At 25.1% G+C, this 14,506-nt stretch carries 10 protein-coding genes and 1 tRNA gene; 9 read left to right on the top strand and 2 right to left on the bottom strand.

Translation table 11 applies throughout. The features are described from left to right. Positions 1–52: 52 nt before the first annotated feature. Together U0T59_02645 and orn are read right to left on the bottom strand one after the other, a co-directional pair. Positions 53–125, bottom strand: a tRNA-Gly gene (locus tag U0T59_02645). A 114-nt stretch (positions 126–239) separates the two neighbouring features. Next, positions 240–785, bottom strand: a complete 546-nt coding sequence (gene orn / locus U0T59_02640) for an oligoribonuclease (GenBank protein XBC43302.1) — start codon at positions 783–785, stop codon at positions 240–242. A gap of 501 nt (positions 786–1,286) precedes the next feature. On the opposite strand from orn, the gene pgi reads away from it, so the two are divergent. The 9 genes from pgi to rpsR all read left to right on the top strand — a co-directional run bounded on the left by pgi (position 1,287) and on the right by rpsR (position 14,479). Next, positions 1,287–2,936: a glucose-6-phosphate isomerase gene (gene pgi, locus U0T59_02635; protein ID XBC43301.1), complete on the top strand. Its 1,650-nt coding sequence runs from the start codon at positions 1,287–1,289 to the stop codon at positions 2,934–2,936. A 447-nt stretch (positions 2,937–3,383) separates the two neighbouring features. Beyond that, on the top strand, positions 3,384–5,303 hold the full coding sequence (locus U0T59_02630) for a PTS mannitol transporter subunit IICBA (GenBank protein ID XBC43300.1): 1,920 nt from the start codon (positions 3,384–3,386) through the stop codon (positions 5,301–5,303). A 99-nt stretch (positions 5,304–5,402) separates the two neighbouring features. After that, positions 5,403–6,581: a mannitol-1-phosphate 5-dehydrogenase gene (locus tag U0T59_02625; protein XBC43299.1), complete on the top strand. Its 1,179-nt coding sequence runs from the start codon at positions 5,403–5,405 to the stop codon at positions 6,579–6,581. Positions 6,582–8,531: 1,950 nt separating this feature from the next. Then, positions 8,532–9,431: a tRNA (adenosine(37)-N6)-dimethylallyltransferase MiaA gene (miaA, locus tag U0T59_02620; GenBank protein ID XBC43596.1), complete on the top strand. Its 900-nt coding sequence runs from the start codon at positions 8,532–8,534 to the stop codon at positions 9,429–9,431. 463 nt (positions 9,432–9,894) lie between these two features. Further along, positions 9,895–11,106, top strand: a complete 1,212-nt coding sequence (hflK, locus tag U0T59_02615; GenBank protein ID XBC43595.1) for an FtsH protease activity modulator HflK — start codon at positions 9,895–9,897, stop codon at positions 11,104–11,106. Between the two features lie 3 nt (positions 11,107–11,109). Continuing rightward, positions 11,110–12,090 carry a protease modulator HflC gene (gene hflC, locus U0T59_02610; GenBank protein ID XBC43298.1) on the top strand — a complete coding sequence of 327 codons (981 nt, stop codon included), beginning with the start codon at positions 11,110–11,112 and terminating at the stop codon, positions 12,088–12,090. Positions 12,091–12,181: 91 nt separating this feature from the next. After that, on the top strand, positions 12,182–13,471 hold the full coding sequence (locus U0T59_02605) for an adenylosuccinate synthase (GenBank protein XBC43594.1): 1,290 nt from the start codon (positions 12,182–12,184) through the stop codon (positions 13,469–13,471). A 323-nt stretch (positions 13,472–13,794) separates the two neighbouring features. Further along, positions 13,795–14,145 carry a 30S ribosomal protein S6 gene (gene rpsF / locus U0T59_02600; protein ID XBC43297.1) on the top strand — a complete coding sequence of 117 codons (351 nt, stop codon included), beginning with the start codon at positions 13,795–13,797 and terminating at the stop codon, positions 14,143–14,145. Between the two features lie 106 nt (positions 14,146–14,251). Next, the gene (rpsR, locus tag U0T59_02595) at positions 14,252–14,479 is read left to right on the top strand and encodes a 30S ribosomal protein S18 (GenBank protein XBC43296.1); all 228 of its coding nucleotides are present in this window, start codon (positions 14,252–14,254) and stop codon (positions 14,477–14,479) included. Positions 14,480–14,506 lie beyond the last annotated feature (27 nt).

Here is a 14,506-nt window from a genome sequence, read left to right as displayed (position 1 = left end):
CACATAAAATACATAATAAAGCATAAATTTTTCCTAAATTTAACATTAAAATAGCGGGAAACGAGGTTCGAACTCGCGACCTCAACCTTGGCAAGGTTGTACTCTACCAACTGAGCTATTCCCGCATTAAAATAAACTTTATTATAAAAATAAAAAAAATTCAAGTGTTAATTAATAAAAATTTATAAATGGTTTTAAAAACATAATTTTATATAAACATTTTATATTCATAATTACAATTAATTTTTTAAGAAATGTTTTTTATAATGTTTTAATTCATATACTGATTCATATAAGTCATTTAATGCTTGATGATTATGGTTCTTTTTAAATGTTTTATATATTTCAGGATTCCATCTTATAGCTAGTTCTTTTATTGTGCTAACGTCTATTTGTCTATAGTGAAAATATTTTTCTAAAGTAGGCATGTATTTAGATAAAAATTGTCTATCTTTACTCACTGTATTTCCACACATTGGAGATGCATTTTTAGGAACCCATTTTTTGAGGAAAGAGATAGTTTTAAGTTCAGCTAATTTGTTGTTGTAAAAACTATTTTTTATTCTTTTTATGAGTCCACTTTTGCGATGAGTATTGTGATTCCATTGATTCATTTGTATTAATTGGGTATGTTTTTGATAAATGGCTATAACTGGTCCAGTAGATAGTATTTCTAAGTTAATATTAGTTATTAATGTAGCAATTTCAATAATTTTATGTTTTTCGGGATTTAGGCCTGTCATTTCTAAATCAATCCATATTAAATTATGTTGAGTAATATTCATTTTTCTGTTTTGATAAGTAATAATTAATCATGTTTGTCTTATAGTTGTTATGTTATTGTGGAAATTTTAACATAACATGTAATGTTATGAATGTTAAATGATGCAATATTATTATGTATCATACAGATAATTATATATTTTTATTAATTTTTTAAAATTATTATAAAATTTTGATATATATGTTTTTTAATCAGAGTAAACATAATTATTGAAAATTAGATAATATTTGAATTTTTCTAATGTGTTAAAGTTATTTTAAACAAGTAGAAAAAATATGTATATTAATAAGCATGACTATTTATTTTATTTTAAAAAATGAATTACGATGTATTTTAGAAACAATATTGTAAATTTTTTACGAGTGATAAACACGATACAAATATATTTAAAAAATAATGTTAGTTTAATCAACAATTTTATATATGAAATGTATTAAAAACATTTTAATATAAATTTTCTAGAATAACGACGTTTTAAAATTTTAAATTAGTGAGAAATTTTATGAAAAACATTAATCCTATTGATACTAATGCGTGGAAAAATTTAAAAAAACATTTTCATGATATAAAAAATGTACATATGAAAGATTTATTTTGTCAAGATAAAGATAGATTTCATAAATTTTCAATAAATTTTAATGATCAGATATTAGTTGATTTTTCTAAGAATAGAATTACTAGCGATACAATAGTTAAATTGTTAATGTTAGCAAAAGAAGTAGATTTAGTTAACGCAATTCAATCTATGTTTAACGGGAAAAAAATTAACCGGACTGAAAATCGCGCTGTACTACATACAGCATTAAGAAATAATAATCAAACTCCTATCATTTATAATGATAAAGATGTCATGATTGATATTCGGAAAATGCTTGAGAAAATGGAATCATTTTCAAAAGCAGTTATTAGCGGAGAATGGAAAGGATATACAGGAAAATTAATAACTGATGTAGTAAACATTGGAATTGGAGGTTCAGATTTAGGTCCATCTATGGTAGTAACAGCGTTAAGTGCTTATAAAAATCATCTAAAAATACATTTCGTTTCCAATATGGATGGTGCGCATATTTCTAGTGTTTTTAAAAAAGTTCATCCAGAAACGACTTTATTTTTAATTGTTTCTAAAACGTTTACCACACAAGAAACTATTATGAATGCCAATACCGCTAAATTATGGATGACTAAGTATTTTCATACAAACAAATTTTTTGATCAACATTTTATTGCAATATCTGCTAATGTAATGAATGTTATTAATTTTGGGATTAAGCTGGAAAATACATTTATATTTTGGGATTGGGTGGGTGGTCGTTATTCATTATGGTCTTCTGTAGGATTATCTGTATCTCTTGCTATCGGATTTGACAATTTTTTACTTCTTTTGAATGGTGCTTATGCTATGGACCAGCATTATTTAAATACGGATTTGAGTCAAAATATACCTGTTTTATTAGCATTAATTGGTATTTGGTATAATAATTTTTTTTTATCAGAAACAGAAGCGATTCTACCGTATGATCAAGGTATGCGTCGTTTTCCTGCTTTTTTACAGCAAACTAACATGGAATCAAATGGAAAAAATATTGATAGAAACGGTAATTGTGTTGGCTGGCAAACAGGACCTATTGTTTGGGGAGAACAAGGTACTAATGGACAACATGCGTTTTATCAATTATTGCATCAAGGTACTAAATTAATTCCTTGTGACTTTATTGCGTCTATATGCCCTAATAACCATTTTTTAGTTGATCATCATATTCAATTACTTTCTCATTTTTTTTCGCAAACTCAAGCTTTAGCTTTTGGAAAATCTCAAAATATTGCAAAAAATGAGTTAAATAATATTAAAAAACGATCACGAGAACTGTGGAATGTGTCTCCATATAAAACATTTGAAGGTAATAGGCCTAGTAATTCTATTTTATTATATAAAATTGATCCTTATAATTTAGGTTCATTAATTGCATTATATGAACACAAAGTTTTTACTCAAGGCGTAATATTTAATATTTTTACTTTTGATCAGTGGGGGGTTGAGTTAGGCAAAAAACTTGCAAAATCTATTTCTTTTGGTTTAACCAATGATTTTAAAGAGATGATGTACGATTCGTCCACTAATGGATTAATTAACTTTTATAAATCTCTTCGTTAATATGTAATGCATAAACTTTTATTATATGTGCTGTAGTTTTTCTGTGATTTTATTTTTTAATAATAATAAATTTTTACTAGATGTATCAAAGTAATATTTATTTTATATATGTTTTCGGTAGTTTTTATTTTTTCAAGTAAGTTGTTTAAGTTCTAACATGTTGAAAATAATTTAATATTAAGTTTGTAAAGATATTATAATAATTTATATTTTGATATTTAATTTAATGAAAAATTTTTTATTATAAAAAATATTTGTAATATTTGATTACTATACATTGTATATATGTGTATTTTTATATATTTGGTAAGTTTATTATTTAATGTTAAAGATCATGCTTTAAAGATTATAAATTTAGGAATATTGTCATTAGCACTGTGTAGTTTATATCTATATTGTAAAAATAATTATTTTTATAAATTTGATCGATGGGATTGAGGAACAAACATGTCAATGTTAATAAAAGTTAGAATTCAAAATATTGGTCGTTTTTTGAGTAAAATGATTATGCCAAATATTAGTGCTTTTATTGCATGGGGATTGATTAGTGGATTATTTCTTCATTCTGGGTGGATACCAAATGAAAATTTAAAAAAAATAATAAATCCGATGATAATTTATCTTTTTCCGATTTTAATCGCTAGTACTGGTGGTCGGTTAATATGTGGAAAAAGAGGGGCAATTGTTGGAAGCATAGCTGTAATGGGGGCTATAGTCAATACTACTTTGCCAATGTTATTAGGAGCAATGATAATTGGACCATTGGGAGGTTGGGTTGTTTTTTGGTTTGATAAAATTGTTAAAGGTAAAGTTTCTAGTAGCTTTGAAATGTTAATAAATAATTTTTCAGCTGGGATAATTGGAATATTATTGTCAATAGTATCTTTTTTTGCTATAGGCCCAGCAATTGAAGAATTTTCTCATATTTTAGAATATGGTATTAATTTGATGATTAAAAACAATTATTTGCCTTTAATTTCAATTTTTATTGAACCTGCAAAAATATTGTTTTTAAATAATGCTGTTAACCATGGTATTTTTTCTTCTTTAGGTATGCAAGAAGTAGATATATTTAATAAATCTATTTTCTTTTTGATTGAATCTAATCCAGGCCCAGGAATTGGTGCACTTATGGCTTTATTTTGTATAGAATATAGAAATAAAGATGCTAAGTTTGCTTTAAGAAATGCTGTAATTATTCAGTTGTTTGGAGGGATACATGAAGTATATTTTCCTTATGTTCTATTAAATCCTAAATTAATTATAGCACTAATTTTAGGTGGAATGACTAATATATTTATATTAATGTTATTTAAAGGTGGATTAATGTCTACAGCTTCTCCTGGTTCTATTATATCAATTTTAGCTATGACTCCAAGGGGTTCATATTTTGTTAATACTTCTGCAGTTACTGCATCTTTCTTGGTATCTTTTTTAATTTCTTTTGTAATATTAAAAATATTTAATGAAAAAACTCGTACAAACGTTGTAGGTTCTTGTAAAAAACATACTAAAGAAAATGTTGGATTGAATTATGATATGAAAGAAATTAGTAGTCGTAATTTCAATTTTTCTAAACAAGTGAAAAATATAGTTGTTGCTTGTGATGCTGGTATGGGATCGAGTGCAATAGGAGCAGGAATATTAAGAAGGAAATTAAACGATTTGAATATTAATGTTGTTGTGGCTAACTTTGCTATTGATTCAATTCCTAATGATATTGATTTAGTTATTACGCATAAGAATCTTACTGAACGAGCAAAAATACAACACCCGAAATCTCAGCACTTATCTTTAAATAATTTTTTGGACAATGATTTTTATGAAGCATTAGGAAGTTATTTAATTACAAGAAATATTTGTGATTCTACTGGCTTAGTAAAGAATATTAAATTAAAAAAACAAAAAGAAGTAAAACTAAATAATAACTTATTTTATTTTACTAAACAGAACATATTTTTAAATCAAGCTGCTAGGAATAAAGAAGAAGCTATTAAATTTATAGGTATGCAATTAGTAAATCAGGGATATGTAAAAAAAGAATATATTGCAGCAATGTTAGAAAGAGAAGAAATTATGTCTACTTGGTTGGGAGAATCAATAGCTTTACCTCATGGAACTATAGCAGCAAAAGATTCTATATTGAAAACTGGAGCTATTTTTTGTCAATTTCCAAAAGGTGTGCGTTTTGGAGATTATCCAGATGATATTGCTTTTTTAGTAATTGGTATTGCAGCTCGTAATAACGAACATGTTACAGTAGTAAGTAATATTACGAGTATTTTAGATGATAGTAAAGTAATTAAACATTTGTCTAATACCAGTTGTGTTAGCGATGTATTAAGATTATTTTCTCGAAACATTTAATAATAATTATTTAAAATTTAGTATAAATATATAAAATAAATATTATTTTAAAATTATTGATAGGAATAGATTTATTAATTATTATAACTAGGAATGATGATGAAAGCATTACATTTTGGAGCTGGAAATATAGGTAGAGGATTTATTGGACAGATATTAGCACATTCGGGATTTCATTTAACTTTTTCTGATATTAATGAAAATATTGTTAATTCTATTAATGCGTGTCGCAAATATGACATTGAAATATTGAGTAAAAAATTTTTTTTAGATTCCATTCAAGGAATACAGGCTATACATATTAACGATCCTAATATTTTATCTATCATAGCAGAATCAGATATAATTACTACAGCAGTAGGAGTAAACAATGTTAATACATTGGCGGATATAATTTCGAAAGGAATTATGCATAAAATAGAAATAAAAAAAAATAATTATGTTAATATTATTGCATGTGAAAATTCTTTTCGTTGTAGTTCGGAATTAAAAAAATGTGTGCTAAATTTATTATCTGAAAAGTATCATCGATATTTAGAGAACAATATTGGATTTGTAGATACAGTAGTAGATAGAATTATATCATGTAATGATAAAAGAAAAAATGATATATTATTTGTAAGAGTAGAACCGTTTAAAGAATTAATATGCGATATAAATCAATTTCGAGGTAATGTCCCCAAAATTGTTGATATGCAATTAAGTAATAATTTAGATGCATGTTTTGAAAGAAAATTATTTACTTTGAATACCGGACATGCAATTACTGCATATTTAGGTTTATTATATGGGTACAGTAATGTTTATAGTGCTATTTTAGATAAGAGAATATATGATGTGGTGTATGGTGCTATGAGTGAAAGTGGAAATGTATTAGAATTACGATATAATTGGGATAAAATTTTGCACAATAGATATATTCATTCAATTTTATCTAGATTTAAAAATGCTCATTTTATTGATGATTTAGTACGAGTGGGTCGTAATCCTTTGAGAAAACTACGTAAAAATGATCGTTTGATAAAACCTATTTTAGGAACTTTAGAGTATCAATGTTCTAATATTAACTTAATAAAAGGTGTAGCTGCTGCATTGTGTTATACAAATATTCATGATAGTGAAGCGGTGCAATTGAGTGATCTAATTGAAACTAAAGGAGTGAATTATATTTTATCTGAGATTAGCGGATTAGATTTAAGATTACCTGTAGTAGATTTAATTAATAAAAATTTTTTCTTTTTTAAAAATCAGTTATGTAATAATAAAAATTTTATTTAATATTTAGTTTATTTTAAGTATATTTAGTTCATTATATTGTAAATTTTATTATTTTAAAAATATATTTGTACTCAATTCATATTTTTAACTTTAATCAAAATGTGTGTTGCATTAAGTAAATATTTTAGTATTAATACTGTTTGTTTTATTATTTATAGACTCAAGTATATGTTTATTGTTTATTTTTCTTAAAAGATGGTGTTAAATTATATTTTTATAGGAGAAATTATTTGTTTTCCAATGTCTGTAGAAGAATTAATGGAAAACAATTATAGATTTTGGTTTTGCGCAAATTAGTGTTAATATTTAAAAATAATAAATTAGGTTTAGTTAATGTTAGAAACAAATAGTATTGGAATTCGAAAACAAGATTTAGTTTTTTTATTGATTCAGTGCTTAACAAGTAAAATTTATTTTATATGAGATTTAGAGTACATTATTACTTTAGGATTTTTTTGGTGAAATATTTTTTCTCGTATTAGTTCAATATCTCGATGAACATGATCTTTCGGCATTATTTAGAAAGAATAGGATAGAGTGTTTTTACTAATAAAAATTTTGAGGCTTTTTTATATTCAATATCTTATTTTCAAGGAATCACGCTAATTATTTTAGATTTATTTTTTAATAAGTGAGTTTGTCAAAAAAAAATCATGTTTGAATGTTCTAAATTTATAAAAGTTGATGAAATGGTGCGTTTCCTATCTTTTATCTAGACATTCTATGAGTGTATGTTTAAAATATAATAATAAATTACTTCGATATTATTATAAGTATTAAAATTAAGGATGAAAAAATAAAATAAAACTAATATAATTGTTTTGAATTTAATTTAAATAGGGTAGTATTTTTGGTAATGAATAGGATAGTATGAATGTTCGTAGATGGATATATTCATGTTAATAATGCTATAAATAAATGTATTTAATATTTTTATATTAATTAACTGTATTGCGTATAATAATATTATTTAATATATTTTTTCAAGTAGTATAAAAAATATATAATAATGAATACAAAGCTTCATATATTTTTTACTTTAATATGAATACTAACGAGTTAGACGTTAATATACATCTTAAAAAAAAGAAGTTAATATTTTCTACGTGTTTTAACCTATAGATTTATATATTAAACTATTTTATATCTTTTGAAAAACGAGTTAGTCATTGTTGTACTTCAACGTTAAAGTTACAGTGGATCTTAAAAAATAAAATTTGTGTTGGTATAACTTTTTTTTCTAAAAGATTTAAAATAAATAAATATGTTATTCTTTTAGTTCTAATGTATTAAACATGAAATTAAATATACATTAATTAATTTTGAGTAATAAAAATATCTTATGAAAACTTTTATTTTAAAAAATATTTCATTGTATTTAGCAATTTATTTATAATTATTTATTAATTAAAAATGAAAAAAAGTTTCGTCATCATCGTCTATAACTAAATAACGAGTATATAAATTTAAATTGGAAATAGAAATAAAAATTAATAGAATTAAATTGAAGTTTTTTGATGTTTCTCATTTTATTATCATACATTGAGATCACAATAAGATTTTTTATATACGTAAAGATCTATTATTTCAAATTGGTTTGAATTATTTTTTTCATAAATTCGATTGAATTTTATTTGTTTTTTGGTTTTTTTTATCTATTGTTTAGATAACATAATTTTAATTATATGTAATCGTTTAACTAAACGAAAAATAATTCCCTTTGTTTGAATTAACTAAAATATTTTTAAAAATATTAAAGCTAAGATTTATATTGGAATTTTTTACAAATTACAGCATTATTATTGAAATTAAGTAAATATTGTCAAGTGTTTTTAAATTATGTTTTGTTCTAATATTTGTATAGCTAATTGACATTGATTTAATACTAAGCTTATTAAAAATATGATTATTGAGTATATAAATTCAGATTATCCATTAGTAATATTTTTAATGGGTCCTACTGCATGTGGTAAAAGTACTATTGCGATGAAATTAAAACGATTACTTCCAGTTGAATTAATTAGTGTTGATTCGGCATTAATCTATCGTGAAATGGATATTGGTACAGATAAACCAACACGCGCAGAATTATTGTGTGATCCGTACCATTTAATTAATATTAAAGATCCTTCAGAAGCATATTCAGTAGGTGCATTTCAAAGAGACGCATTAAAAGTAATCAAACATGTTCTTTCTTTAGGGAAGATACCTTTATTGGTAGGTGGTACAATGTTTTATTTTAAAACGTTATTGGAGGGATTACCAAAATTGCCTGCTTCTAATTATGATGTGCGTTCATATTTGTATCTGATAAATAAAAAGAATAAAACAACTTTATATAATAAATTAAGAAAAATTGATCCCATATCTTCGACAAGAATTCATCCTCATGATTTTCAGAGAGTATTAAGGGCGTTAGAAATATTTTATATATCAGGAAAAACTTTAACTGAATTGACTAAGCTTAAAAATTACATATTTCCATATAAAGTAATTCAATTTTCTATTGTTCCACAAGATAAAAATTGGCTAGTTGATAATATTTATGCTCGTTTTAAAAAAATGTTATTATTGGGATTTCAAAGCGAAGTAGAACGTTTGTTACATCGTGGTGATTTAAATTCTGAGTTACCTTCTATGCGTTGTGTTGGATATCGACAGATGTGGAGTTATCTTACAAAAAATATAAGTTATGAAGAAATGATATATGCGTCCATAATTGCTACTCAAAAATTGGCTAAAAGTCAATTAACATGGTTAAAAAATTGGAAAAATTTATATAAATTAAAGAGTAATGATAATTTAGATGTTTTAAGTCATAAAATAGTTCGAATTCTTAAAAAGTTATAATGTTTAAGAGCTTATATGTATTTTAGTATTATATTACAAACGTATAAGTTGTATAGTTTTTAAAATTTTAATGTATGAAATTTTGAACTATAATAAGTATTATCAAAATATTATTGTTGTTATGATGATTTTTGTATTGAATGTTTGATATATATTTTTTTTAATATAAGAGTTTTATTATATAAAATCTGATAGTAATTTTGTACAATGTTTTAGTAGATATAATGGGGTATTTGTATATCTAAATAAGAGAGTGTATTAGATACTGCTTTTTTAATATAATTTAAGGTAGACTTTTAGGTGTTTGTCTAATGTGTGTTAAAATTATGTATGTAAAATATATCTTATAGATATAGTTTGTAGCTGATTAATATAAAAATAAGGTATGTTAATATTTTATGAAATAAATTTTTTATAAACGATGTTAGTTAAAGGAAAATATTAATAATAGATGGAGATAAATATGGTCTGGAATCAGCCAAGTAACAATAAACCTGAACTAGATCCTTGGAGTGATAAAAATCGAAATTCAGAAGATTTCAAAAATAAAAAAAATAATTTTTTTATTTTTATTGAATTAAAAAAGTTTTTTAATTTATTAAAAATAAAAATACAATCATTTTATGGTAGCTCAGGATCTTCGAAATGTATTAAAAATCCTGTAATATTAATTTTTATTATGATTATATCAGTTTTGACAATTAATGGTTTTTATACCATTAAAGAAGCAGAACGTGGTGTAATTATGCGTTTTGGAAAATTTAGTCATTTAGTAGAACCTGGATTAAATTGGAGACCATTATTTATTGATCAAGTAATTCCTATTAATGTTAAATCAGTTAGAGAATTAGCTACATCTGGTATCATGTTAACATCTGATGAAAATGTTGTTCGAGTAGAAATGAATATACAATATCGTATTACTAATCCATTTCAATATTTATTTTCAGTCACTTATCCTGATAATAGTTTAAGAGAAGCTACTGATAGTGCGTTACGTGGGGTAATTGGTCATTCTACTATGGATCGAGTTCTAACTGAAGGTCGTACTGTCGTTAGAAGTGATACACAAAAAGAAATAGAGAAAACAATACAACCGTATAACATGGGTATAACTATATTAGATGTAAATTTTCAAGCTGCTCGCCCCCCTGAGGAAGTAAAATCTGCTTTTGATGATGCAATTGCAGCTAGAGAAAATAGAGAACAATATATTAGGGAAGCAGAAGCTTATGCTAATGAGGTACAACCAAAAGCTAATGGTCAAGCACAACGTATTTTAGAAGAAGCAAGAGCTTATAAATCTCGTATTATATCTGAAGCAAAAGGAGAAGTAGTCAGATTTTCGAAAATATTACCTGTATATAGAGCTGCAAAAAGCATTACTTTAAAAAGATTGTATATCGAATCTATGGAAAGAATTTTTAGTAGTGCTAGAAAAATATTTGTTAATAATAATGCGTTGCTATTATCTTTAGATGGCTTATTTTTAAAAAACAATACTTTGTTAAAAAATTCTAATTCTACTCAAGAAAATACTCCTTCAAACGATACTTCAATTTCAAAGAAAAAAGTTAGTGATAATGTTACTTCTAGCGATATTCCAAAGAATGAAGTAAATCAAAAAGATAATCATTCTATTCAAGTTGATATTTCTAGAAAAGGAAGAGAATAAAATATGAATAAAGTTTTTGTAGTAATTTTTAGTACAACATTAATTTTTTTATTTCTTTGTTTGTTTATTGTTCAAGAAGGACAAAGAGGAATTATATTGCGATTTGGTAAAGTTTTGCGTAATAATCAAAATGAACCTTTGGTATATGATCCTGGTTTGTACGTTAAGTTTCCAGTTATTGATACGGTAAAAATGTTAGATGCCAGAATTCAAACTATGGACAATCAGGCAGATCGTTTTGTTACAAAAGAAAAAAAAGATTTAATTGTTGATTCTTATATAAAATGGAAAATTAGCGATTTTAGTCGATATTATCTAGCAACAGGAGGAGGTGATATTTCTCAAGCAGAAATATTATTAAAACGAAAATTTAGTGATCGACTACGATCAGAAATGGGGCGCCTTAATGTAAAAGAAATTGTTACTGATTCTAGAGGTCGATTAACTACTGATGTAAGAGATGCTTTGAATACTGGAAGTAGAGATTATTCTTCTGATCATGTAAGAAAACAAAATGAACATATGATGTTAGATATTAAAAATAATAAGTATAATAGAGTATTAATTAACACTAATAGTATGACTGAATTAGGAATCAAAGTTGTTGACGTACGTATTAAGCAAATTAATTTGCCAATTGAAGTATCCGATGCAATATATAATAGGATGAGAGCAGAACGTGAAGCTGTTGCTCGAAGTCAGCGTTCGAAAGGTCAAGAAGAAGCAGAAAAATTACGAGCATCGGCTGATTATGAGGTTATTAAAGTATTATCAGAAGCACAAAGAAAAGCGTTAATTATAAAAGGTGAAGGAGAGGCTACAGTAGCTAAGTTATTTGCTGATTCTTTTAATCAAGAACCTAATTTTTATAGTTTTATCCGCAGTTTATTAGCATATGAAAATAGTTTTAAAAGTGGAAAAGATGTTTTAATTATTAATCCTGAAAACAATTATTTTTTTAAGTATATGAAAAAAATTCAGTAACATTATTGTTTTATAGTTTTTCTTTTGTACTAAATACTATGGTAAGTGTTTATACTAAATTAATGCGTAGAGATAAGGTAATCACTTAATGATTAAAGATAATATCGTTGTTTTAGGTACTCAGTGGGGAGATGAAGGAAAAGGGAAAATCGTAGATTATTTAACTGAAAATGCAGATTATGTTGTTCGATATCAAGGAGGTCATAATGCTGGTCATACATTAGTGGTTGATGGAAAAAAAATTGTTTTACATATTTTGCCTTCTGGGATTTTACGTAGTAATGTTACTGCTTTAATAGCTAACGGTGTTGTATTATCACCTATGCATTTTATAAATGAAATTAATTTGTTGAAAAAGTATAACTATAATGTAGAAGATCGTATTGTCATATCAGAATGTTGTCATTTAATATTAAGTTATCATGTTGCTATGGATATAGCTAGAGAAAAAAAACAAGGTAAATATTCTATTGGAACGACTAAATGTGGAATTGGACCAGCTTATGAGGATAAAATAGCTAGACGAGGATTACGTGTAGGTGACTTAAAGGATTGGTCTTATTTTTCTCGTCGATTAAAAGATAATGTAGATTATTATAATCATCAGTTGGTACATTTTTATCATGAAAAAGGCGTAGATTATAAAAGTATTTCTGCTGACATGTTTAAAATAAAAGATATTTTAGTGCGAATGTCAGATGATGTTTCTAAAATTTTAGAAATAGCTCAACATAATAAGAAATTAGTCGTATTCGAAGGTGCTCAGGGAACATTATTAGATATAGATCACGGTATGTATCCATATGTAACCTCTTCTAATAGTATTACTGGTAGTGCATATGTTGGTTCTGGAATAGGACCATCTCATATAAAACATGTGTTTGGAGTAGTTAAATCATATTCTACTAGAGTGGGAAATGGACCATTTCCAACAGAATTTTTTGGTGATTTAGATACATATTTTTGTAAAAAAGGAAATGAATTTGGTTCTACGACTGGTAGAAAGCGTCGTATTGGTTGGCTAGATACTGTTTTACTTAAAAGATCTATAAACATTAATTCTTTATCTAAGTTGTGTTTAACAAAATTAGATGTATTAGATGATTTAAGAGAAATTAAAATTTGCATAGGTTATAAAAATAGAGGAAGTTTTGAGCATGATAAGATTCCGTGTTGTTATAAGGATTGGCAAATGATTACTCCTATTTATGAAATAATGCAAGGTTGGAATAATAAGACATTAGGTGTTACTAATTTTGACAGTTTACCCATCTTAGCAAAAAACTTTATTTTTCGTATTGAAGAAATATTAGGTATGTCTATTAATATTATATCTACTGGTCCTAATAGAAACGATACTATTTTTAGAAATATATTATAGTATTTTTATAGCTAGAGTTAAGATATATGATTTGATTCTAGCTTTGAGTTTTTAATATTTATACTTTATTTACTATAGGTTATTTTTTGGTTATGGTTATTTTATATTTAGTATGTAACTATACTTTAAACGTTATAGTATAATCGAATACTATTGTTTAAATATTAATTTTATAGAGTATTAAATTTCATGTTAACTTTATATCTTGTATTGAATGTTTTTTATTATTGATGTATATTATATATTTATTTTTTAATTTTTGTATTGAATATAATTTTTTAACGATATTTTAGGAATTAAATCAGTTATAAGGAGTTTATCTAGTGAGGCATTATGAAATAATATTTCTTGTTCATCCTGATCATAGTGAACAACTTTCAAGTATTGTAGAACAATATAAAAAGTTAATTTATAATGATAAAGGTATAATTCATAGATTTGAAGATTGGGGAAGGCGTCAATTAGCATATTCTATTGCTAAAATTCGTAAAGCACATTATATATTAATGAATATTGAAGTTTCTTTAGATACTATTAAACAATTATCAGATAAGTTTCGATTTAATGATTTTATAGTGCGAAACATGATTATATGTTTAAAGAAACCGATAACAGAAGCATCTCCTATGATGCGTTGTAGGGATGATAAAAAGCTTAATAGTGATGTTCATTAGAGTATTTTGTGGATTTTTTAAAAAATTGATTTTTATTAAACATATTTTTTAAAAACGTATCAAAATTATATTTATGATTTATAAAATTATAAAAGGATATTTTGTCATGATTCGTTATTTTCGTCGTCGTAAATTTTGTAGATTTACTGCTGATGGAATTCAAGAAATAGATTATAAAGATATTTCTATATTGAAAAATTATATTTCAGAAAGTGGAAAAATAGTTCCTAGTAGGATAACAGGAACCAAAGCAAAATATCAACGTCAATTAGCTCGTGCTATAAAACGTGCTCGTTACCTTGCATTAATACCATATACAGATCAACATCAATAATATAAACCCATATAAGGTTATTTTAAT

This window comes from Buchnera aphidicola (Meitanaphis flavogallis) (genome assembly GCA_039830035.1).
Taxonomy (GTDB): domain Bacteria; phylum Pseudomonadota; class Gammaproteobacteria; order Enterobacterales; family Enterobacteriaceae; genus Buchnera_B; species Buchnera_B aphidicola_AZ.
This window is presented reverse-complemented; position numbering and strand designations above follow the sequence as displayed.